The following is a 23,358-nucleotide window of genomic DNA, read 5'->3' on the forward strand; positions in this document are numbered from 1 at the left end:
GGGATGTCTTTCTTCCACTTTTTACCCGGCGCTGATGCGCTTTCCCCCTTCCGCCAACAGCGACTTTTAGCCACGTTGGCAGCCCAAGGGGTTGATCTTGAGTCCATCGAAGCCCAGTACCTTCATTTTGTTTGGTCGACAGCTGAGTTCAGTGCCGCAAATAAAGAAGTCATGGCAAGTTTATTGACTTACGGTCAGCCATTTATTTCAAAAATGAATCTGGGTAAATCATGGTTCAGCAACGGCAAGACAGATAGTCAAGGCGCAATTGTGATCCCCAGATTTGGAACGGTATCTCCTTGGTCTAGTAAAGCCACGGATATTGCTCGTCAATGCGGATTGGATGTATTGCGTCTTGAACGAGGCGTTCAATTTGCTTGGAAGAGTAAAAAAGCGCTGACTCCAGAACAAACGCAATTAGTGCTCGCTGCGGTTCATGACAGAATGACCGAAGTTGTTATTGATTCAACCGATAAAGCCAATCATTTATATCAATCCCTTGAAGATAAACCCTTAGTACGCATTCCTGTGATGTCAGAAGGTAGGGCTGCGCTTGATAAGGCTAATCAGGATTTGGGTCTTGCTCTGTCTGATGATGAAGTGGCCTATCTAACTGAAAACTTTACTAAGTTACAACGCAACCCCTCAGATGTTGAGTTGATTATGTTTGCTCAGGCAAACAGCGAGCATTGTCGTCATAAAATATTTAACTCCAGTTGGACGATTGACGGGGATGATCAAGAGCGTTCTTTGTTCGCTATGATTCGTAATACGCACCAATTGCAACCTCAAGGAACGATTGTTGCTTACTCCGATAATTCGGCGGTGATGGTTGGCTGTGAGGCTGAAACTTGGGTTCCTCAGGGTGAGGATCATCGTTACGAAAAAGATACTCGCTTAGTTCACACCCTAATGAAGGTGGAGACACATAATCATCCAACAGCGATTGCACCATTCCCAGGCGCTTCTACCGGCGCAGGTGGTGAGATTCGTGATGAAGGCGCCACCGGTATTGGTGGTCGTCCTAAGGCAGGACTAACAGGCTTCTCTGTTTCTAACCTGAATATCCCTGGCACAGATCTTCCATGGGAAGCTAAGAAATACGGTAAACCAGAGCGCATTGCAACACCTTTGCAAATCATGATTGATGGCCCGCTTGGTGGCGCTGCATTTAATAATGAATTTGGCCGTCCAATCCTGGGTGGATACTTCCGCGTCTTTGAACAAACCTTAGATGGCACTCGTCGTGGATATCATAAGCCCATCATGATTGCTGGCGGTATTGGTAGCATCGATGCCATACATACTGAAAAAAAGGCTATACAAGCAGGCCATCTATTGATTCAACTGGGTGGCCCTGGAATGCGCATTGGCATGGGCGGCGCAACTGGCAGTTCTGTGGCAACTGGTACAAATACTGCTGATCTTGATTTTGATTCTGTACAACGTGGCAATCCAGAAATGGAACGTCGTGCACAGGAGGTAATTAATGCCTGCCGAGCGCTCGGTGAACGAAATCCGATTGTGTCTATTCATGATGTTGGGGCAGGTGGTTTATCGAATGCATTTCCAGAGCTAGCGGATGGCGCTGGTTTAGGGGCTGCTTTTAAATTGCGCAACGTACCACTTGAAGAGAGTGGCATGAGCCCTGCGGAGATTTGGTGCAATGAATCTCAAGAGCGCTATGTCTTAGCAATTGATAAAAAGGATTTAGATCTCTTTAAATCATTTTGTGAACGTGAGCGTTGCCCATTTGCAGTAGTTGGCGAGGCAACAGCAGAGCGTCAACTGACCTTAAGTGACGAAAAACAAGCATCTGGTGCAGATGCTGCTTCACCAATTGATATGCCGATGGAGGTTCTTTTAGGTAAGCCCCCAAAGATGCATCGTGATGTCAAACGCATTACTCAAGAATTTAAAGAGTTAGATGTTACTGACACTGATCTAGCGCAATCAATTGCGTGGGTCTTGCAACAACCTACCGTAGCCAGCAAATCATTTCTTATCACTATTGGCGATCGAACAGTCGGTGGCCTAAATGCACGCGACCAGTTTGTTGGTCCATGGCAAGTTCCTGTAGCTGATTGCGCAGTCACGATGATGGATTACAAGGGTTACCGTGGCGAAGCCATGTCTATGGGGGAAAGGACCCCATTGGCAGTCATTGATGCTCCTGCAGCAGCGCGAATGGCTGTTGGTGAGGCTATAACCAATCTATTGGCTGCAGATATTCTCGGTCTTGAGGGTGTCAAGTTATCCGCCAACTGGATGGCCGCTTGTGGCGCACCTGGAGAAGATGCAAAGTTGTTTGACTCAGTAAAAGCAGTAGGTATGGAGTTATGTCCTGCGCTGGGTATTTCTATCCCCGTTGGCAAAGATTCTTTGTCAATGTCGACCGCTTGGCAAGATGGCAATGAAGCCAAAAAAGTAGTTGCTCCAGTTTCTTTGATTATTTCTGCTTTTGCATCAGTTGAAGATGCGCGTAAAACATTAACACCGTTGTTAAAACTTAAAGATCAAGCGGGCTCACCTTTGGAGACCGAACTTATTTTGATCGATTTGGGTCGCGGCAAAAATCGCATGGCTGGAAGTATCTTGGCCCAGGTTTTAGACCAATCCGGTAAGGTTGCCCCCGATCTTGATCACCCAGAAGATCTCAAGTCCTTATCTGCTGCAATTATTGAGTTGCGTAAAGCCAATAAATTGTTGGCCTACCATGATCGATCCGATGGCGGTTTGCTTGCTTGTATTGCGGAAATGGCTTTTGCTTCCCACTGCGGCGTTTCGATAAATGTCGATATGATTGCCATGGATGCAGGACAAGAGCCTGATTACGGCGATGCTAAAAATTGGGCACAACAGGTCTCTGGTCGTCGCCACGAACAAACTATGCGCGCTTTATTCAATGAAGAACTTGGCGCTGTTATTCAGGTTCGCAAAGAAGATCGTGATGCCGTGTTTGCCACTCTCAGGAATTTAGGTCTTAGTGCTTACAGTCACGTCATTGGCAAGCCCAATACCAATGGCCGTATTGAAATCTGGCGTGATGCCAAGAATATCTTTGCTGAGCCTCGTGAAGTTCTGCAAAAAATGTGGACGAATACTAGTTATCAGATTGCCCGTTTACGCGATAACCCAGCTTGCGCAGATAGCGAATTCGCACTTTTGGAAAATATTTCTGATCCAGGAATGAGTCCTAAGCTGACCTTTGATGCTTCTGAGGATATTGCAGCGCCTTATATCGCCAAGAATGCACGTCCTAAGGTCGCTATTTTAAGAGAGCAGGGTGTTAATTCTCATGTGGAAATGGCCTACTCAGTTAACTGGGCTGGATTTGATAGTTATGACGTGCATATGTCTGACCTGCTTAGTGGTAAAGCAAAGCTGGATCACTTTAGAGGCTTGATTGCCTGCGGCGGTTTCAGTTACGGTGATGTGCTTGGCGCAGGTGAAGGCTGGGCAAAAACAATTCTATTTAACCAACAACTGAGAGACCAGTTCTCTACATTCTTTAATCGTCAAGATAGCTTTGCATTGGGCGTCTGTAATGGTTGCCAAATGATGAGCAATCTTTCAGGAATCATTCCTGGTGCAGAAGCATGGCCGAAATTTACACGCAATCAATCCGAGCAATATGAAGCTCGCCTTGTGATGGCCGAAGTGATGTCTTCACCATCAATCTTTACTCAAGGCATGGAAGGCAGTCAAATTCCGATTGCGATTGCACATGGTGAAGGCTATGCCAACTTTAGTCAGCAAGGAAATTTGGAGCAAATTCAGCAGCAGGGCTTAGCTTCTTTCCGTTTTGTGGATCATCAAGGAAATCCTACGGAAACTTACCCCATGAATCCCAATGGCTCGCCAGGCGGTCTTACAGGGGTCACCACACCAGACGGTCGATTTATGGTCATGATGCCTCATCCAGAGCGGGTCTTTAGGGCGCCTCAAATGAGTTGGTGCCCGCCTGAGTGGTTAGATATCCCTGATGGCGCCAGCCCATGGATGCGTTTATTCCGCAACGCACGTCGCTGGGCAAATTAATTTGTCTACTGAACATTTAATGGAGCCGGTCACTTTTTCAGAAAGTGGTGGCATTCGATATCTGCACTTTGGCACCGAACTGATTCAGGGGGCAATGCGCATTCGTGACCCGGATGAGATTTACCTTGAATACAACCAGCAAATGATGGCGTGGTTATTATTTTTGGAAACTAAGCCAGGTATGCGTGTTGCACAGCTTGGTCTGGGAACTGGCGCTCTTGCTAAATTTCAATATCGGTATTGCCCAGCCGTGAAAACAACTGTGGTCGAACTTAACCCAGCAGTTATCGTTTCAGCCCGTTCGATGTTTTTTATGCCAGATGATGGCCCTAAATTGGAAACCCATCAAGCTGATGCAAAACAGTTTGTGAAGAATAAAAAGTATTTTGGGAAGTTTGATGCTGTTCAGGTCGATTTGTATGATGCGATCTGCGATGGCCCAGCTGCAAGCTCTTTAGAGTTTTATAAGGGCTGTTTCAATGTTCTTAAAGGTCCGGGTGTTATCACAGTGAATTTATTTTCACGTCATAAAAGCTTTGAGCTAAATTTAAAGAATATCTGCGAGGCTTTTGATAACAGAGTACTCTTATTTCCGGAATCCCATGACTGCAATGTCGTTGCCATTGCATTTAAGGGTCCAAAATTAGAGGCAGAGTGGAAAGACGTATCTAAACGTGCAAAGCTCATCTTTGAGAAAACCGGCCTGCCAACCAATAAATGGGTGTCAGGCATTAGCCGTGAAAATGCACGCCAAGAATCTAAGTTATCCATCTAGATCAATTCTGACCAAGAAAAAAGGCGATCAATTGATCGCCTTTTTTATTCGACACCTTAGATAGGCGTCTGAGCTGATAACTTAGATAGTTACTGTATCAGCTACATCACTAAATGACTTGATCTTGTCAAAATTCATGTAGCGATAGACTTCGGCTGACTTCGCATTTAAGGACTCTACCTGCTCCAAGTATTCCTTCGGAGTAGGCAAGCGACCTAAGAGTGCCGCAACAGATGCTAACTCAGCAGAAGCTAAGAACACGCGCGTATCGATACCTAAGCGGTTCGGGAAATTACGTGTAGAGGTAGAAACTGCTGTGGAGCCTTTACGGATTTGTGCTTGGTTACCCATGCAGAGTGAGCAGCCAGGGGTTTCCATGCGTGCACCAGTGCGACCTAACACACCGTAGTAACCTTCTTCAGTCAGAACCATTTGGTCCATCTTGGTAGGAGGGGCAATCCATAAGCGAGTAGGGATGTCGGATTTTCCTTCCAATACTTTGCCAGCCGCACGGAAGTGACCAATATTCGTCATGCAAGAACCGATAAATACTTCATCAATCTTCTCACCAGCAACTTCTGAGAGGAATTTGACATCATCCGGATCATTAGGACATGCCAAGATTGGTTCCTTGATCTCATCCATATCAATCTCAATGATTTCTGCATAATCAGCATTGGCATCAGCCTTGAGTAAGTCGGGTTTTGCGATCCAAGCTTCCATTGCCTTGATGCGACGACCTAAAGTGCGTTTGTCATCGTAACCATTTGCAATCATCCACTTCATTAAAGTGATATTAGATTGCATGTATTCAATGATTGGTTCTTTATTCAATTGAACTGCGCAGCCACCAGCAGAGCGTTCAGCTGAAGCATCAGACAATTCAAATGCTTGCTCAACTTTAAGGTCAGGCAAACCTTCGATTTCAAGAATGCGGCCAGAGAAAATATTCTTTTTGCCTTGTTTCTCAACGGTTAACAAACCTTTTTTGATTGCATACAAAGGAATGGCATTAACCAGATCACGCAAAGTAATACCAGGCTGCATTTTGCCTTTGAAGCGAACCAAGACAGACTCAGGCATATCTAAGGGCATTACGCCAGTAGCTGCTGCGAAAGCAACCAAGCCAGAGCCAGCTGGGAATGAAATACCGATTGGGAAACGGGTATGACTATCGCCGCCTGTACCGCAGGTATCAGGGAGCAATAAACGGTTTAACCAGCTGTGGATTACGCCATCACCTGGGCGCAATGCAACGCCACCGCGGTTAGTCATAAATGCTGGCAATTCATGGTGAGTGCGAATATCGACAGGCTTTGGATAGGCTGATGTATGACAGAATGATTGCATTACCAAGTCTGCAGAGAAGCCTAGACATGCCAAGTCTTTTAATTCATCGCGTGTCATCGGACCTGTGGTGTCTTGTGATCCAACAGTAGTCATGTGTGGTTCACAGTAAGTGCCCGGACGAACACCTTGACCTTCAGGTAGGCCACAAGCACGACCAACCATTTTCTGCGCCAAGCTGAAGCCTTTCTTGTTATCAGGAGGGCTCACCGGTACGCGGAATTCAGTTGATGCAGGCAATCCAAGAGCTGCACGTGCTTTCGCTGTAAGGCCTCGACCGACGATTAGTGGAATACGGCCACCGGCACGTACTTCATCGAAAATCACAGGAGACTTCATTGTGAAGGAGGCGATTTCTTTGCCGTCCTTAAATGCTTTACCTTCGTATGGACGCAATTCAATTACGTCGCCCATATTCATTTGGTTTACATCAAGCTCAATAGGTAAAGCACCAGCATCTTCCATCGTATTAAAGAAGATTGGAGCAATTTTGGTGCCTAAGCAAACGCCGCCAAAGCGCTTATTGGGAACAAAAGGAATATCTTCACCTGTCCACCACAAGACGGAGTTTGTGGCTGACTTACGAGAAGAGCCAGTACCAACTACGTCACCTACGTAAGCAATTTGATTGCCTTTTTTCTGTAGTTCGGCAATTTGCTTCATTGGGCCGCGAACCCCAGTTTCATCAGGCTCGATACCTGGACGTGGGTTTTTCAACATTACAGTTGCATGTAGCGGAATATCTGGACGACTCCAAGCGTCAGGCGCAGGAGATAAGTCATCGGTATTGGTTTCACCGGTTACTTTAAATACAGTAAGTTTTAAACTCTCCGGAACCGCTGGACGGCTTGTAAACCATTCGGCATCAGCCCAACTTTGCAATACTGCCTTCGCATTAGCGTTGCCTTTTTCAGCGAGTTCTTGAACATCATGGAAGTAATCAAACATTAATAATGTTTTCTTGAGGGCAGCAGCGGCAGCGCCACCACACTCAGAATCGCTTAATAGCTCAACCAAAGGTTTGATGTTGTATCCACCAAGCATCGTGCCAAGCAATTCAGTCGCTTTGATGCGTGAAATTAAAGGGGATTTATCCGTACCTTTCGCGATTGCATCTAAAAATTCAGCCTTTACCTTGGCTGCCTCATCTACGCCCGCAGGAACGCGGTTGGTAATCAACTCTACGAGCTCAGCTTCTTTGCCAGCTGGTGGGTTTTTTAATAACTTAACTAATTCAGCAGTCTGATCCTTGGTTAAAGGAAGGGCTGGAATACCAAGAGCTGCGCGCTCGGCAACTTGGGCGTTATAGGCTTCTAACATTGTGTTTCCTATGAGGTAAAAGTGGTCAATAGAAAGGCCAAAAGGGAATTTTCTCCCGATTTACTAAATTATAGATGTTTATTTAAGTCTTATATAAGACTTTAAGGCTTTAAATTGTGTAAAAAATGGTCAATTTCACAGCATATTAGGGTTTTTACGCAATTTAAGGGATGAATAAAAGGCATATAGCCTTGGTAATCCTTATGGCTTATAAGACCTCTTCGTCCTTCATAGCCCACACCAAAGCGATTGCCCAGCCAATCAGAGACCAGCCTAGAAAGAGATTCAGGGCAAAAATAGCCCCAGAATTTGCCCGTTTCTTGTTGAATGCAATTGCAAATGGCAGGAAATAAAAGAGGGAGAGTAGGGCAAGGAGGATCGCAAATATGAGGCGCATAAGGACAAAAATTAGACTAAAGGGTGGATATCCCATTCATATTACTGATTTTGAAATTTATATCTAGCAGCCCTCTATCGTTATAATTACTTTTTCCAACAGAGCTTAAGCGATGACCAAATACGTTTTTGTCACTGGTGGTGTGGTTTCTTCTTTAGGGAAAGGAATCGCAGCTGCCTCGCTTGCCGCGATTCTCGAATCCCGCGGCCTGAAAGTCACCCTCCTAAAATTAGACCCTTATATCAACGTTGACCCGGGCACAATGAGCCCACTCCAACATGGCGAAGTTTTTGTTACTGAGGATGGCGCTGAAACCGATTTAGATTTGGGCCACTATGAGCGCTTCGTTTCGGCGAAGATGCGCAAAAGTAATAACTTCACTACCGGCCAGATTTATGAATCTGTGATTAGCAAAGAGCGTCGCGGAGAATACTTGGGGAAAACTGTTCAAGTTATTCCCCATATTACTAATGAAATTCAGGCATTTGTTGAGCGTGGTGCCAAGGCAAGTCACGATGGCAAAGCGGATGTTGCAATTTGTGAGATTGGTGGAACAGTAGGCGATATCGAATCGCTGCCATTCTTGGAGGCTGCCAGACAAATGAGCTTGCGCCTGCCCTTGCATGACTGCGCTTTTGTGCACTTGACTCTCGTTCCTTACATTAATAGTGCTGGCGAGTTAAAAACCAAGCCAACTCAGCATTCAGTCCAAAAGCTACGGGAGATTGGCATCTTGCCAACCGTATTACTTTGTCGAGCTGATCGACCAATTCCAGAGGATGAGCGCGCAAAGATTTCACTTTTCTCAAATGTTCGTGAGGAAGCTGTTATTTCCGTTTGGGATGTGGACACAATTTATAAGATTCCAGAAATGCTGCACGCACAGGGCATGGATGATTTAATTTGCCGTCAACTTGACCTCAAAGCGAAAACTGCAGATCTTTCTGTTTGGGCAAAGTTGGTTTATGAAATGGCGAATCCACAACATGAAGTGACCATTGGTATGGTCGGAAAATATGTTGAATTAACAGAGTCATACAAATCTCTTATTGAAGCTTTGCGTCATGCTGGCATTCACACGCATACGCGCGTGAATATTAATTACATTGACTCTGAAGTGATCGAAAAAGATGGCATCGATTGTCTGCGATCTTTAGATGCCATTTTGGTTCCAGGTGGTTTTGGTAAGCGCGGAACAGAAGGTAAGATCGCTGCTATTCGTTACGCACGCGAAAATAATGTGCCTTATTTAGGTATCTGTTTAGGTATGCAATTGGCCGTCATTGAATTTGCTCGCCATGTTGCTAATCTCACGAAGGCAAATAGTACGGAATTTGATCCTCAGGCTGAGCAACCTGTTGTGGCGCTCATTACAGAGTGGCTTGATCGAGAGGGAAATGTTGAAAAGCGTTCAAACGACTCAGATATGGGCGGAACTATGCGCCTGGGTTCACAACGCTGTCCAGTTAAAGCGGGCACCTTAGCGCATCGCATTTATGGATCTGAAGTGAATGAGCGCCATCGCCATCGCTATGAAGTAAACAATACCTATGTGCCACAACTTGAGCAGTCTGGATTAATTATTTCTGCCAGAACTCCAAATGAAGAGTTACCGGAGATGATGGAGTTACCTGCGTCTATTCATCCTTGGTTCTTTGGCGTGCAATTCCATCCTGAATTTACATCAACACCACGTGATGGCCACCCCTTATTCTCTGCTTTCATTAGTGCTGCACTTGAGCATCAAAAAATTGCCGAGAAGCAGGCTGCATAGGGGAAGAATATGAGCGCATTCAAGCTTTGTGGTTTTGATGTTGGTCTAGATAATCGCTTCTTTCTGATTGCGGGTCCTTGTGTCATTGAATCTGAGCAATCCGCTATTGATATTGCTGGGCAGCTAAAAGAAATTACTACAGCATTAAATATTCCATTTATCTACAAGTCTTCGTTTGATAAAGCCAATCGCTCTTCCGGCACATCGTTCCGTGGTTTGGGAATGGAAAAGGGCTTGGAAATTTTGGCTAAAGTTAAAAAACAAGTTGGTGTATCAGTTCTGACAGATGTTCATGACATTAGTGGAATTGATGCAGTTGCAAGTGTTGTGGATGTATTACAGACACCCGCATTTCTTTGTCGGCAAACAGACTTTATTCGCGCATGTGCTCAAAGTGGCAAGCCTGTCAACTTTAAAAAGGGACAGTTTCTTTCGCCACATGAAATGCTCAATGTAATCGAAAAGGCACGCGCTGCTGCAATAGAAAAAAACCTTGCGGATCAGTTTATGGTGTGCGAACGCGGGGCATCGTTTGGATACAACAATTTAGTTTCAGACATGCGCAGCTTGGCAATCTTGCGAGAATCAAAAGCACCCGTAGTTTTTGATGCAACCCATTCAGTTCAACTTCCTGGCGGCCAGGGTAGATCTAGTGGTGGTCAGCGTGAATTCGTGCCAGTTTTAGCCCGTGCTGCTGTTGCGGTCGGAATCAGCGGTCTTTTTATGGAAACGCATCCAGACCCTGCTAAAGCCTTATCTGATGGCCCTAATGCAGTTCCGCTTGATCGAATGAAAGAGTTACTTGAATCATTGGTGGCAATTGATAGTGTTATTAAATCAACAGGTTCTTTTTTAGAAGACAGTTTTAAGTAACTTTTTATTAGTTAAACCCATTTCATATTGTTTTAAGGAGAAGGTGCATGAGCGCCATTGTTGACATCATCGGTAGAGAAGTTCTGGATTCCCGCGGCAACCCAACAGTTGAGTGCGATGTATTGCTTGAGTCTGGGGTAATGGGTCGTGCAGCTGTGCCATCTGGCGCTTCTACAGGATCACGTGAGGCGATTGAGCTGCGCGATGGTGATAAGGCTCGCTATTTGGGCAAAGGTGTCCTTAAAGCAGTTCAAAACATCAATGTTGAAATAGCTGAGTCTATTTTAGGTTTGGATGCAAGCGAGCAAGCTTTTCTAGATCGCACACTCATTGACTTGGACGGTACCCACAACAAAGCGCGACTTGGTGCTAACGCTACTTTGGCCGTTTCCATGGCGGTTGCTAGGGCTGCTGCTGAAGAAGCTGGCTTACCTTTATATCGCTACTTTGGCGGATCTGGTGGTATGCAGTTGCCAGTGCCCATGATGAATATTGTTAATGGTGGTGCGCATGCTAATAACAGCTTGGATATCCAAGAGTTCATGGTGATGCCGGTAGGCGCTGAAAACTTCCGCGATGCGTTGCGTTGTGGCGCTGAAATTTTCCATGAATTGAAGAAAATTTTGGGGGCACAAGGTATGCCAACTACTGTTGGTGACGAGGGTGGATTTGCGCCAAATTTCAAGAGCAATCACGAATGCTTGCAAACCATTATGAAAGCCATCGAAGGTGCTGGCTATCAAGCCGGTGAAGACGTTGTTTTAGCCTTGGATTGTGCTGCTAGTGAATTCTACAAAGATGGTAGGTACCACCTGTCTGGTGAAGGACTGCAACTGAGCTCAAGCGAGTTTGCAGATTATCTTGGCAATTTAGCAGATCAATTTCCAATCGTTTCAATTGAAGATGGTATGCATGAGGGTGACTGGGATGGCTGGGCCGATATCACCAAGAAGCTTGGCAAGAAAATTCAATTAGTTGGTGATGATTTGTTCGTTACCAACACTCGGATTCTTCAAGAGGGTATTGATAAAGGCATTGCTAACTCCATTCTGATTAAGATCAATCAGATTGGTACCCTGACAGAAACCTTTGCAGCTATTGAGATGGCTAAGCGTGCAAATTACACCGCAGTGATTTCTCATCGTTCAGGCGAGACTGAGGACAGCACTATTGCAGATATTGCGGTTGGTACCAACGCAGGTCAAATTAAGACTGGCTCTTTATCTCGCTCGGATCGTATTGCTAAATACAATCAGCTCCTACGTATTGAAGAAGATTTGGGCGATGTTGCAACTTATCCTGGTAAGTCTGTTTTTTATAACCTCAAACGCTAAGATTCGATAAATTATGCGGATCGTCATCTACTCTATGCTGGTATTACTCATTGTGATCCAGTACCCGCTTTGGCTGGGCAAAGGTGGATGGCTAAAGGTGTATGAGATGGAGCGTCAAGTAGAGCTTCAGGAGGCTAAAAATAGCCTTCTAGCTCTGCGCAATGCCAAGTTAGCCGGGGATGTGAAAGATTTAAAAGAGGGTACCCGCGCTATTGAAGAGCGTGCTCGTGTTGAGCATGGCATGATCAAAGAAGGCGAGTTTTTTGTGCAAATCTTGCCAGCAGACAAATCTAGCGAATCTCAAGCTAGAAAGCAATAATTTAAGTTGTAATCAACCGGTCTTCATTAGTGACCGCTAGATGGTGGCCTTGTAGCGTCACTTAATAAATCGGTTTTGAATACCTGTAGGCAATCGATAGCATCAAAACGATAGGGTTTTGCACAGAAATCGCATGTGGTCTCTACAGCACCCTGTTCAGCAAGTATGCTTTGAACCTCTTCTTCGCCCAACATTCGCAAAATATCAGCAACCTTAGCTCTGGAGCAGCGACAAGCAAATCGAATGGATCTTGCTGGGAAGCTTCGCACACCATTTTCAGCAGATTCTTCTAAAAACAAACGCCTTAAAATGGTTTCCGGCGGAAGAGAAAGTAATTCCTCATCAGTAATTGTCTCGCCAAGCGTTTTGATTCGGGACCAGCCTTCATCTGCAATTTGTGGATCCAAATGTGCATGACCACCAGAATTGGGTAAACGCTGTAATAAAAGGCCGCCAACATGGGTATCGCTGGATGCCAGCCAAATGCGCGTATCTAGTTGCTCAGAATTTTGCATATATAAAGCAATAGCCTCGGCAGCACTGGTTACGGGTTTGATGACTGCGCCCTGGTGGTCTTGAAGGGCGACAATACCTTGATAGGGCGCTTGCCCTGGTTCGCGATCTGATGGGTCAAGGGTGATCACTAATCTTCCGCTTCCAGAGGCATCCAATAATTCCGCTAAGGTTGCATTGTCCTGAATTGCCGAGGACTCTACCGAAAGCTTGACGGTCGCACGCATTGATAAGTCTGACTTGCATTCCACAACGAGAACCTGAATAGGGCCTTTGCTTTGTGCCTGAATAATGAGAGTGCCGTCAAACTTCAGGCTGGCGCTGAGGAGGGTGGCTGCACCTACAAAGTCGCCCAAAATGCGACGCACAGCAGGTGGATCGTTGCGGCGCTCTAAAACTGCCTGCCAAGCGCTACCAATCGACACAATTTCACCCCTAACTGGGGCACCATCACACACAAAGACGAGCAATTCATTCATAGGTCAAAGTATCCACGTTTTTTGAGATTTAGTCTTAGGATTGCCGACCTGAGATAATGGCAATTATGCATATTCGTACACGATTCGCCCCTAGTCCCACGGGCTTTATTCATCTGGGAAATCTTCGTAGCGCACTCTATCCATGGGCCTTTGCGCGCCACAATAAAGGCGACTTTATTCTTCGCATTGAAGATACCGATCTAGAGCGCTCCACCCAAGAGGCAGTAGACGTCATTATCGAGGGTATGGCATGGCTTGGCCTAGACCTAGATGAGGGTCCGATCTATCAAATGCAAAGAATTGATCGCTACCGTGAGGTGGTAAAACAGATGCTGGATGCTGGCCTAGCTTACCCCTGTTATATGAGTGAGGAAGAGCTCAACCAGTTGCGCGATCAGCAAATGGCAAACAAAGAAAAGCCTCGCTATAACGGTTTATGGAGACCGGAACCTGGCAAGACGTTGCCGCCGATTCCTGAAGGGGTAAATCCAGTCATTCGCTTTAAGAATCCTATTGGTGGTTCAGTGATTTGGAATGATGCTGTAAAAGGTCAAATTGAAATTAGTAATGATGAGCTAGATGACCTAGTGATTGCTAGACCAGATGGCACGCCGACCTATAATTTTTGCGTGGTGATTGATGACATGGATATGAAAATCACCCATGTTATTCGGGGTGATGATCATGTTAATAACACGCCACGACAAATCAATATCATGAAGGCTTTGGGTGGCACGCCGCCTGTCTACGCCCATCTACCAACGGTTTTGAATGATTCCGGCGAGAAAATGAGCAAACGCAATGGCGCAATGAGCGTCAGAGATTATCAAAAAGCTGGCTATCTACCTGAAGCTATTCTGAATTACCTTGCTCGTTTAGGTTGGTCTCACGGCGATGCGGAAGTATTTACCAAGGAGCAATTTGTAAATTGGTTTGATCTGGAAAGTCTCGGACGTTCACCCGCACAACATAATCCTGAAAAGTTGCTTTGGCTTAATCATCAATATATTCAAAATGCAGATCCAGCAATATTAGCAGTAGCAACAAAGCCATTTGCTCATGAGCTGGGTATTGATACTGAATCAGGTCCGGACTTCACTCAAGTAGTTGGGCTTTTAAAAGATCGAGCAAATACTTTGATTGAAATTGCTGAAGGGGCTAAGCTCTTCTATTTACCGCCGCCTCATTTTAGTTCTGAGCAAATCAAGGAGAATATTCCTGAAGCGGTTGTCCCAGCTCTGAGAGATTTGGTTGAGGCAATTGGACTTGCTGAGCCAACAAAAGAAGGTTATAGCGCAGCATTTAAACAAGTTTTGGCTAAGCATCAGCTCAAAATGCCTGCATTAGCTATGCCTGTTAGATATGCCTTATTCGCCACCACACAAACCCCAGCTATAGATTCGGTGTTGGTTGTTTTAGGCAAAGAAGAGGCTATAGAAAGGCTCTCCAAGGTAATCCTGTAGGTAATTTGCGCACCTGCACAAAAATAGGATAAAATCTTGGATTGTTTTGAATGTCTTGTAGTTTTATTGCGAGATTTCGGGGGTATAGCTCAGCTGGGAGAGCGCTTGCATGGCATGCAAGAGGTCAGCGGTTCGATCCCGCTTATCTCCACCAAGCATTTAAAATAGCAGTTTGTTGTAGTCCAGGTCCCCATCGTCTAGAGGCCTAGGACATCACCCTTTCACGGTGAGTACGGGGGTTCGAATCCCCCTGGGGACGCCAGATTATTCTGGTTGTAGTAAAGCTGTATGATGTTGCGTTACTCGATGCATTTGGAGCGGTAGTTCAGTTGGTTAGAATATCGGCCTGTCACGCCGAGGGTCGCGGGTTCGAGTCCCGTCCGTTCCGCCAAGACAAATAAAAAGCCCCCTTTATAGGGGGCTTTTTTTATTCTCATTTAGCCTGGCTTATTCGTAACCAACTCTTAATTTGAGAACCTTACGATTTTCGGTGCTCACTGGATCTGCTGCATGTCTTTCAACTGCGCTAGTTTGAGAAATGAAATTTAACACTTCATTGAGAACAATTTCACGTTCGTTATCAATTGTGACGATGTGATAACTATTGCCTAGCCATATTACGCGACGCACTTCTGATTTGCAGTGAGCTAATATTTCATTAGCAGACCATACTGAGCATGTATCGTCTTCGACTGACTGAATTACTAGCAATCTAGCAGTTAGATTAAATAAACTATTCTGAACTTTAGACATCAAGCCCTTGGCTTCATGTAAGTGACGGGCAGAAATTGATTCAGCACCAACCTCTGAGACCTTAGAGGTCTTAAACTTTTCACTAATGCGACGGCGTAAATCAAGATTCTTAACGCCAAATGGTTCGCGCTCAGAATATTCCCAATTGCGCGCGCCAAGAAAATAAAAGAAGTCAAGAATAGGGCGATAAAAGGGTACTGACCAGCCGTCGTATCTGAGTACGGGAGACATCAGACAAAGTGAGGAGATGTCTGATCTTTGACAGCATATAAGGGTTGCCAATGTGGCGCCCATACTTATTCCGGCAAGATTAACAACGGAATAAGTTTCCTTCTGCTGGTCAATCAAATGATGAAGCTGTAGAGCCCAATCTTCGAAGCTGCTGGCAGGTGCTCCGTATACAAATCCATGGATTTCGGGAATCAAAACATCATGACCAGCAGCCTCCAAAAACCGAGGGAGCTGCCCAAGCTCCAAACCGCTCCCATTAAGCCCAGGAATAATAATGGTGAGATCATGCTTGGATTTGAGGGTTACCGGCTCAGACATCAAAATATTTTGGCTTATTCATTGAGATAGGTTAGGATACACCGAAATAAACCAAAATTATGAGACAAAATTTAAATTCCAAGCGTTGGTGCTCCAATAAAAGCTTCGGTTACCTAATGGCGATCTTTGGGGTCTTGATAGCTTTCTCTTTGCGCTACGTGCTTCACCCGTTTCTCGGTGGCTCGCTCCCACTATTTTTCTTTCAGATTAACACCATATTAATTGCATATTTTTTTGGTATTGTCCCTGCATTCCTCACTCTCGCCTTGAGCGCTCCATTGTTAATCTTTTTCTTTATGGAGCCCTTTGGCGCTCTATCGGTTGTTGATCAGAGAGATATCACCACGATATTTGTATACCTCTCCTACACATTGCTTTCGGGAATATTGGTTGAACTCTTGAGGCGCGAGCAATACAACGCCAAAATGGCTTATCTTGTAAGCGAAACTAGACTAAAGTTGATGGTTGAAGGTGACCAGAAAATGCGTAATATCATGCGCAAAACCCTTACAAAAACAACAGCTGAATAAATTTGGTCGTTTTGTATGGGCCCTGACCTTTAATTTGAATTGGTCAGGGCTATTTTAAGCAATACGTTCTTGCTTACTTCTTAGGTGTAGTGATTGATGCGGCCATTGCATCAAAGTAAATTACCTTCACTTGCTCACCCACATTAATATCCGCCAAAAGGGCTGGGTTCTTTACGGTCACTGTGGTGATTTTTCCACTTGGACCTTTCACTGATACCAGTTTCTTCTCGCGATTTACTTCAACAATATCAGCAATGATAGTTGTCTTGTTCGTAATGGTTTCGGATGGCTTTTCATCTGCCTTAGACTTGGTTACGGTATTGGTTTCAACCTTGCTACGGACGCCATCACTCTTGGTCTTGATTAACTCAATTGCAACAGCTAATTCATAGCTCACATTAACGCGATCACCTTTTTTAATCTGTGCAAAGTTGGTGATTTCAGGCCCTGCTACAAATTTAGATTCACCCTCTTTGTTTTTAAAGGTAATAGTGCGAGTTTTCTTATCAATCTTTACCACTTCACCTTCATACAACTGGTAACGGTTATCGGTCACTGCCGCATCGATTACTGCTGGTTTAGCGGCACTTGCCGCCGGGGCAGACTGAGCATGAACTGCTGCGGATCCCGCAAAAAATACCGCCGCAATCAGGGCAATAGGAGTGCATTTTGTATTCATTGTATTTCCTTATTTATATCGAACTAGCTACCATCTTAGCCTATTTTTATCGCTAAATTTAGTTGCTAATTCCATTATTTGCAGCTGACGTCTAAATTCACATCTTTTGTTAAGATTCTTGTTTATATCGAGATAGCCATAAGGAATCGAAATGCCGAAGTTTGCCGCAAACCTCACCATGCTATTTAACGAGTATCCATTTATGGAGCGATTTGATAGGGCGGCTAAAGCCGGCTTTCAGGTGGTTGAATTTCTTTTCCCATACCCATTTACAGCAAGCGATATTCGTCAAGAGTTGGATAGGAATAAGCTTCAATTAGTACTTCACAATTTACCAGCAGGGGACTGGGATGCAGGCGAACGGGGAATTGCCTGTTTGCCAGATCGTATTGAAGAATTTCGCTCGGGCGTTTCTAAAGCGATTGAATATGCCAAAGTGCTAGGAGTTCATCAGATCAATTGTTTAGCAGGTAAAGCACCTGCCGGAGTTACGCCAGATCTATTACATAAAACTTTTGTTGATAATTTGCGTTATGCAGCCACTGAATTGAAAAAGGTCAACATCAAATTACTAATAGAGCCCATCAATACATTTGATATTCCTGGATTTTATTTATCCAAAACTCAGCAGGCTCTCGATATCCTGAATGAAGTTGGCTCAGATAATTTATTTATTCAATACGACATCTATCATGCACAACGCATGGAAGGCGAGCTTTGCAAAACATTGGATACTAACCTTTCTAAAATAGCTCATATTCAATTAGCCGATAATCCTGGTCGAAATGAGCCAGGCACAGGTGAGATCAATTACGCCCATCTATTTAAATTCATCGATAGCATTGGCTATCAGGGTTGGATTGGTTGCGAATACAAGCCCGCCTCGAATACTGAGGCTGGATTGGGTTGGATCAAATCATTAAATTAAAAAAATAAATACGGAGACTATATGAGTGAGAAATTAAAGTTGGGCTTTATTGGTTTAGGAATCATGGGTGCACCTATGGCAGGACATCTTGTGAATGCGGGCCATGAAGTTTTTATTAATACCCGCACCAAAATTCCTGAGAGTTTGGCTTCTACATCAGCCATTCAATGTAGCTCTCCGCAAGAGGTTGCCAACAAGGCGGATATTATTTTTACAATGGTTCCGGATACACCAGATGTCGAGAAAGTGCTTTTCGGTGACAAAGGTATTGCATCTGGTTTATCTAAAGGAAAAATTGTTGTAGATATGAGTTCGATATCTCCGATTGCCACAAAAGAATTTGCCAAAAAAATAAATGCTTTGGGATGCGATTATCTTGATGCGCCTGTTTCTGGTGGAGAGGTTGGCGCTAAGAATGCGACTCTTTCCATTATGGTAGGCGGCGACGAAAAGATCTTCGAAAAAGTGAAACCGATCTTTGAATTGATGGGAAAAAATATTAATCTTGTGGGTGGCAATGGAGATGGTCAGACCGCCAAAGTGGCAAACCAAATTATTGTTGCTTTAAATATTGAAGCAGTTGCTGAGGCGCTGTTATTTGCTGCCAAAGCTGGCGCCGATCCTGCAAAGGTTCGTCAGGCCTTGATGGGTGGATTTGCCAGCTCTAAAATTCTGGAGGTTCATGGAGAGAGAATGGTCAAGAGAACATTTGATCCCGGGTTTAGGATTGAGTTGCATCAGAAAGATTTAAGTCTAGCCTTGAATAGCGCTAGAGCGCTTGGCGTTTCACTTCCCAATACTGCCACTGCCCAGGAGTTATTTAACTCTTGCTCAGCTCATGGTGGTAAGGCTTGGGATCACTCGGCTATGGTGCGTGCGCTTGAGAAATTGGCAAACTTTGAAATCGGCCAAAAGGCTTAAGCTACCCTTATGTCATCAACCTTAGTCGTTTACCTACATGGTTTCCGATCATCACCCCGATCAAGCAAAGCAGTCATGACAGGGGAGGCAATTCGGTCAATGGCTACCGAGGAGAATCCCATTGAGTGGTATTGCCCCCAGCTTTTAGCCTCTCCAAAACAAAGTATGGATATGGTAGAAAAACATATCCAAGATTCAAAGCATTATCGACTGGTTGTAATTGGATCATCTTTAGGGGGCTATTATGCAAATTATTTGGCTGAGAAGTATGGTTGCAAGGGGCTGGCCTTAAATCCTGCAGTGAGAGCCCCCAAAGAGCTTGCTTCGCATGTTGGTATGCTGACTGCATACGACACTAATGAGCCATATGATTTTCGCCCAGAATACATCGATCAATTAAAAGATCTTCAAGTAGAGGTCATTAGCAATCCATCGCGCTACTTCTTAATGGCGGCAAAAGGGGATGAGCTTTTGGATTGGCAAGAGATGGTTGAATTCTACAAGGGTGCTGAGCAACTAGTGCTGGAGGGTAGCGACCACGGTATTTCTGAGTACTCTGATCACTTACCCAAAGTCTTAAACTTCATCACCACCTAGATGATTGATTGCTGGCATCTTCTTCTGTAAGATGACCCAAACGAAGCCTTCTAATTTGATGACTTCTAGAAAGGAGAGTTTGTGCTGAGCATCTTGAAATTAGACGCAGGTGGAATTCCCCAGGGCTGGGTTAATGCTGAAGAATCTACCAAGCAATATGCTGACAACAACGTGTTATGGACTTTAGGTGATCCTATCTTTCAGATGCGCGGCGGCATCTCTCGTTTTACTGGAATGCAATCTCTCATTGAACTTCACTCCATTATTGCGGTGAAGGGTAGTGCCAAGATTAATCTTTTTGATGTAGTTCCTGTAATTACAAAGCACAAACTATACAAGCGTGACAAAGGTCTTTGCGCCTATTGCGGTGTTTTAATACATGAAAACCAAGCAGAGGCAGAACACATCATTCCCAATAGTCGTGGCGGTAAATATAGCTGGATGAATCTCGTGATTGCTTGCAGGCCTTGTAATCAACGTAAAGGCAATCAGACTCCAGAACAGGCTGGTATGAAATTGCTATACACCCCATATTTGCCAAGTCTATATGAAGACATGATTCTAAAAGGTCGCAATATCTTGGCAGATCAAATGGACTTCTTGTCTGCAAATCTACCTAAAAATAGTCGTCTTTTGGAGAGTTCTTCCTGAGACTGCGATTAGAGGGGAATCATCGTTTCGATTCACCCAAACTCAAATCCCTCTGGATAATTTTTGCTGCCTTACTGGTCTCAGTAGTTGGTCATCTCATTCTATTTTTTGGGCTGCCATTCCTCTCATTTGGGGTTTCAAAACCTATTCTAGAAGATCTCATTATTAGGGCGGAATTAAAAAATGAGCCACCACAAAAAATTCAGATGGCGAGAGCACTTAGAAAAAAAGCTGAAATAAACACTAGATCATCTAATGCGAGTGAGGAAAGTAACTCAAATGGTTCTGGACAGCAGGGGGCCTTAGGAGATCAATCCGGAGTCGCTTTCAAATTACCGGCATCAGGAATTATTTATTACGATTCGTATGTCGATGGGCAGAAGTACCAAACCGGTGAGATTGATTGGTTTGTGGATGGCAATAGTTATCGCCTATATATCAATATTCCGTATGCATTTGTTGGCCCATTTGTATTTGAATCACGCGGATCAGTAGATGCCTACGGAATTGCGCCGAGCATTTACTGGTCGCAAAGAGGCACAAAGCCACCGCGATATTCGCGCTTTGACCGCAATGCAAATGGGGAAGGGCAGATGTTTTTTTCTGAAAAGCCGGAGTTCACCCCTACGATCTTGCCGGGTACTCAAGACAGATTTAGTCTGATGTTCCAATTAGCCTCTTTGTTAAATGGCGATAGCAAGATGGATGAAGCTGGAAGCATACGATCAATTCCAGTGGTTGACTACAACACATTAGAAATGTGGAACTTTAAGAGTTATGGGGAGACGGTCTCAGACGATATTCCTAGCCTAGGGAAATCTGTAAATCGCCATTACGCCTTAATGCAGCGTGAAAACGACCCCTATAAGCGTCAGGTCGATATCTGGTTGGCCAAAGATCTTGAATGGCTGCCAGGGCGCATTCGCTCACAAGAGTCCAATGGGCGGGTATTAGAACTCGTTTTTAAACAGAAGAACCCTGTACCCACCGCGGTTAGCCCATAGATTTAGAATCCAGAGCCAGATTTTGGATTTTGATTGGGGTGACCTAGCAAAGCTCCCATCATGGTGTACAGCGCAGCACCAGACATGGAAACAGCAAAAATTCCGGAGAAAGAGATGATGATGGGGAGAATCCGCCATTGTTCAGACAGTTTGTAGTCCCCATATCCAACGGTCGTATACATTTCGCCAGCAAAGTAAAAGGTTTGTGGGTTTGTTGGAAATACCTTCAAAGCTACGCAAATATAGGCCCAAACTACGATTTCAGCCAAATGGATGGCAATAACTAAGAGTATGGCTATGAAATACGACAAGAAACTTGCACCCACAATACGCCGCCTAGTCATAATTTCATCAATTGCATGAAATGCGCCTGCAATACCCAGAACTGCAACTGCATGGACAGCAAGCATCAAACAGGCGCTAACAACGATGACCCAGATCTGACCATTTCCCATGTCTGTATTGATTTCATTGAACAGGGTAGCAAAGCTAGGTAGGTCAGTGTTTTGAAATAAGCTCAACATGGCAGTTCTTAGTTGGGTTGAATAACAGATTTATCTTATTTGACATAATAATGATTATACGCAAATAAGTTAAATCAGCTCTTAGGCTGGCTAAGCCCTTTGGGATAAATATAGGGTTTCTTATAAAGCTTTAACCATCGTGAAGTTAGTCCCTCTGCAACCCAGGGCTTGTCATATATCACTGCAATATCAATCGCAGACAAGCCAACCGAGTTACGAATTTGCAAATCAGCACCTTTATCTAGGAGCAACTTAATTAATGGCTCATTTCCGGATTGAACTGCCATCATTAATGGTGTTGTATCGCCAGGACTTAAGGAATCAACAGCGGCACCATTTGCTAGCAAATACTGAGCAACTTCTAAATGACCTTTGGCGCATGCGTAATGCAACGGCGTCCAACCTACATGGTCAATCATGGCTTTTCTTTGCTGCACTAGCGCCTTAACTACAGGCAAATTACCGTCTATTGAGGCAATCATCAAGGGTGTTTCACCATGCTTGTTAGATTGATCTACGTCCGTAGCCTTATTGGAGATTAAAAAATAAATCACATCGTCAGACTTATCCTTAATTGCCAAGTTCAGCATTGGCTCACCTTTAGGATCCGTGGTATTTGGACTAACACCTTTGGAAACCAATGCTTTAACGGTAGCAACATCATTAAATTTGGCTGCCTTGGCAAAATCTGCAATTTGAGCGTCAGTTTGTCCAAATGCGCGGCCATTGACTGCCATAGCAAAGACAAAAATCACTAAATAATTATTAAACTCAAATCTCATGTTGATTTTCTATCTATCTGAAAACATTGATAAAAATTTCTTGAAGTTTGTATAGCCAATTCTTCTATGGGAACACCCTTAAGCACGGCAATAAATTGGCCAACATTTGCCACCCAAGCAGGCTCATTTGTTTTGCCGCGATAAGGAATTGGCGCCAAGTAAGGAGAATCTGTCTCGATTAGCATCCTATCTAACGGAACCTGTTTGCAGGTTTCCTGCAATTCTTTAGCACTTTTGAAGGTGACAATTCCTGAAAAAGAGATAAAAAATCCCATATCCATAGCCGCCTTCGCCACTGCATAGGATTCAGTAAAACAATGCATTACTCCGCCAATTGTTTGAGCGCCCTCTTCTTGAAGAATTCTAATGGTGTCCTGAGAGGCTGATCTTGTGTGGATGATTAGCGGCTTTTTTGAGGCAATCGCTGCTCTAATATGAGTTCTAAAACGTTCACGTTGCCATTCCATGGAATCGTGGCTGCGATCGCCCATTCGATAGTAATCGAGACCTGTCTCACCAATCGCGACTATTTTGGAATGCTTTGCTGCGGTCTCGACAAGAAACTCCAGTGTTGGCTCAGGCGTATCCTCGTAATCTGGATGAACGCCAACGGATGCGAAGAGATTCGGATGTTTATTTGCTAGCTTAAGTACGTTCGGAAAATCAGGCAAATCAACGGATACGCACAAGGCATGGCTTACCTTGGCTTCCTGCATATTAGCCAACACCTCAGGTAGTCGAGATTGAAATTCCGGAAAATCGAGATGGCAATGAGAGTCTATGAACATGACTCGTATTTTAGTCT

Annotated in this window: 21 protein-coding genes and 3 tRNA genes; 16 read left to right on the plus strand and 8 right to left on the minus strand. The window is 44.5% G+C overall.

The features are described from left to right. The first annotated feature begins 3 nt into the window (after window positions 1–3). Together purL and ICV36_RS04840 are read left to right on the plus strand one after the other, a co-directional pair. The gene (purL, locus tag ICV36_RS04835) at window positions 4–4,041 is read left to right on the plus strand and encodes a phosphoribosylformylglycinamidine synthase (protein WP_215401442.1); all 4,038 of its coding nucleotides are present in this window, start codon (window positions 4–6) and stop codon (window positions 4,039–4,041) included. Beyond that, window positions 3,986–4,816: a spermidine synthase gene (locus ICV36_RS04840; RefSeq protein WP_251375100.1), complete on the plus strand. Its 831-nt coding sequence runs from the start codon at window positions 3,986–3,988 to the stop codon at window positions 4,814–4,816. The genes purL and ICV36_RS04840 overlap by 56 nt, the downstream gene beginning before the upstream one ends. A gap of 81 nt (window positions 4,817–4,897) precedes the next feature. On the opposite strand, the gene ICV36_RS04845 is transcribed toward ICV36_RS04840, so the two are convergent. Together ICV36_RS04845 and ICV36_RS04850 are read right to left on the minus strand one after the other, a co-directional pair. Beyond that, complete coding sequence (locus ICV36_RS04845; RefSeq protein ID WP_215401443.1) at window positions 4,898–7,483, minus strand: bifunctional aconitate hydratase 2/2-methylisocitrate dehydratase; 2,586 nt, start codon at window positions 7,481–7,483, stop codon at window positions 4,898–4,900. A 208-nt stretch (window positions 7,484–7,691) separates the two neighbouring features. Next, window positions 7,692–7,880 carry a superinfection immunity protein gene (locus ICV36_RS04850; protein ID WP_215401444.1) on the minus strand — a complete coding sequence of 63 codons (189 nt, stop codon included), beginning with the start codon at window positions 7,878–7,880 and terminating at the stop codon, window positions 7,692–7,694. A gap of 112 nt (window positions 7,881–7,992) precedes the next feature. Between ICV36_RS04850 and ICV36_RS04855 the strand changes: the two genes are divergently transcribed. The 4 genes from ICV36_RS04855 to ftsB are packed head-to-tail and all read left to right on the plus strand — an operon-like array spanning window position 7,993 to window position 12,180. Further along, a complete protein-coding gene (locus ICV36_RS04855) occupies window positions 7,993–9,654 on the plus strand; it encodes a CTP synthase (RefSeq protein ID WP_215401445.1) in 1,662 nt (553 codons plus the stop codon). 9 nt (window positions 9,655–9,663) lie between these two features. Beyond that, window positions 9,664–10,527: a 3-deoxy-8-phosphooctulonate synthase gene (gene kdsA / locus ICV36_RS04860; RefSeq protein ID WP_215401446.1), complete on the plus strand. Its 864-nt coding sequence runs from the start codon at window positions 9,664–9,666 to the stop codon at window positions 10,525–10,527. A 47-nt stretch (window positions 10,528–10,574) separates the two neighbouring features. Then, window positions 10,575–11,861, plus strand: a complete 1,287-nt coding sequence (gene eno / locus ICV36_RS04865; RefSeq protein WP_215401447.1) for a phosphopyruvate hydratase — start codon at window positions 10,575–10,577, stop codon at window positions 11,859–11,861. Window positions 11,862–11,874: 13 nt separating this feature from the next. Further along, entirely contained in the window at window positions 11,875–12,180 is a 306-nt protein-coding gene (gene ftsB / locus ICV36_RS04870; protein ID WP_215401448.1) for a cell division protein FtsB, read from the plus strand. Window positions 12,181–12,206: 26 nt separating this feature from the next. Here ftsB and ICV36_RS04875 read toward each other — a convergent pair whose 3' ends face one another. After that, window positions 12,207–13,172, minus strand: a complete 966-nt coding sequence (locus ICV36_RS04875) for an Hsp33 family molecular chaperone HslO (RefSeq protein WP_215401449.1) — start codon at window positions 13,170–13,172, stop codon at window positions 12,207–12,209. 56 nt (window positions 13,173–13,228) lie between these two features. Here ICV36_RS04875 and gltX point away from each other — a divergent pair, with 56 nt between their 5' ends. From gltX to ICV36_RS04895, 4 genes are all read left to right on the plus strand, one after another. After that, window positions 13,229–14,635, plus strand: a complete 1,407-nt coding sequence (gene gltX / locus ICV36_RS04880) for a glutamate--tRNA ligase (RefSeq protein WP_215401450.1) — start codon at window positions 13,229–13,231, stop codon at window positions 14,633–14,635. A 78-nt stretch (window positions 14,636–14,713) separates the two neighbouring features. Further along, a tRNA-Ala gene (locus tag ICV36_RS04885) sits at window positions 14,714–14,789 on the plus strand. Between the two features lie 32 nt (window positions 14,790–14,821). Further along, window positions 14,822–14,897, plus strand: a tRNA-Glu gene (locus tag ICV36_RS04890). Between the two features lie 52 nt (window positions 14,898–14,949). After that, window positions 14,950–15,026, plus strand: a tRNA-Asp gene (locus ICV36_RS04895). Between the two features lie 56 nt (window positions 15,027–15,082). Here the strand turns inward: ICV36_RS04895 and ICV36_RS04900 are convergent. Further along, a complete protein-coding gene (locus ICV36_RS04900) occupies window positions 15,083–15,937 on the minus strand; it encodes a carboxylesterase (protein WP_215401451.1) in 855 nt (284 codons plus the stop codon). A 59-nt stretch (window positions 15,938–15,996) separates the two neighbouring features. Between ICV36_RS04900 and ICV36_RS04905 the strand changes: the two genes are divergently transcribed. After that, entirely contained in the window at window positions 15,997–16,467 is a 471-nt protein-coding gene (locus ICV36_RS04905; RefSeq protein WP_215401452.1) for a DUF4118 domain-containing protein, read from the plus strand. Between the two features lie 73 nt (window positions 16,468–16,540). Here ICV36_RS04905 and ICV36_RS04910 read toward each other — a convergent pair whose 3' ends face one another. Continuing rightward, window positions 16,541–17,146 carry a hypothetical protein gene (locus tag ICV36_RS04910; RefSeq protein ID WP_215401453.1) on the minus strand — a complete coding sequence of 202 codons (606 nt, stop codon included), beginning with the start codon at window positions 17,144–17,146 and terminating at the stop codon, window positions 16,541–16,543. 151 nt (window positions 17,147–17,297) lie between these two features. On the opposite strand from ICV36_RS04910, the gene hyi reads away from it, so the two are divergent. The 5 genes from hyi to ICV36_RS04935 all read left to right on the plus strand — a co-directional run bounded on the left by hyi (window position 17,298) and on the right by ICV36_RS04935 (window position 21,247). Then, entirely contained in the window at window positions 17,298–18,074 is a 777-nt protein-coding gene (hyi, locus tag ICV36_RS04915; protein ID WP_215401454.1) for a hydroxypyruvate isomerase, read from the plus strand. A 21-nt stretch (window positions 18,075–18,095) separates the two neighbouring features. After that, window positions 18,096–18,995 (plus strand): 2-hydroxy-3-oxopropionate reductase, encoded by a 900-nt coding sequence (gene glxR / locus ICV36_RS04920; RefSeq protein ID WP_215401455.1) that lies wholly within the window; start codon window positions 18,096–18,098, stop codon window positions 18,993–18,995. A gap of 9 nt (window positions 18,996–19,004) precedes the next feature. Continuing rightward, entirely contained in the window at window positions 19,005–19,592 is a 588-nt protein-coding gene (locus tag ICV36_RS04925; protein ID WP_215401456.1) for a YqiA/YcfP family alpha/beta fold hydrolase, read from the plus strand. 81 nt (window positions 19,593–19,673) lie between these two features. After that, window positions 19,674–20,243, plus strand: a complete 570-nt coding sequence (locus tag ICV36_RS04930) for an HNH endonuclease (protein ID WP_371743212.1) — start codon at window positions 19,674–19,676, stop codon at window positions 20,241–20,243. A 206-nt stretch (window positions 20,244–20,449) separates the two neighbouring features. Then, complete coding sequence (locus tag ICV36_RS04935; RefSeq protein ID WP_251375101.1) at window positions 20,450–21,247, plus strand: DUF3108 domain-containing protein; 798 nt, start codon at window positions 20,450–20,452, stop codon at window positions 21,245–21,247. Between the two features lie 2 nt (window positions 21,248–21,249). On the opposite strand, the gene ICV36_RS04940 is transcribed toward ICV36_RS04935, so the two are convergent. From ICV36_RS04940 to ICV36_RS04950, 3 genes are all read right to left on the minus strand, one after another. Continuing rightward, complete coding sequence (locus ICV36_RS04940) at window positions 21,250–21,771, minus strand: ion channel (protein WP_215401457.1); 522 nt, start codon at window positions 21,769–21,771, stop codon at window positions 21,250–21,252. Window positions 21,772–21,845: 74 nt separating this feature from the next. Then, complete coding sequence (locus ICV36_RS04945) at window positions 21,846–22,553, minus strand: ankyrin repeat domain-containing protein (protein ID WP_215401458.1); 708 nt, start codon at window positions 22,551–22,553, stop codon at window positions 21,846–21,848. Next, the gene (locus tag ICV36_RS04950; RefSeq protein ID WP_215401459.1) at window positions 22,550–23,341 is read right to left on the minus strand and encodes a TatD family hydrolase; all 792 of its coding nucleotides are present in this window, start codon (window positions 23,339–23,341) and stop codon (window positions 22,550–22,552) included. The genes ICV36_RS04945 and ICV36_RS04950 overlap by 4 nt, the downstream gene beginning before the upstream one ends. Window positions 23,342–23,358: the final 17 nt, after the last annotated feature.

It is taken from the genome of Polynucleobacter sp. MWH-UH35A (assembly GCF_018687075.1).
GTDB lineage: Bacteria > Pseudomonadota > Gammaproteobacteria > Burkholderiales > Burkholderiaceae > Polynucleobacter.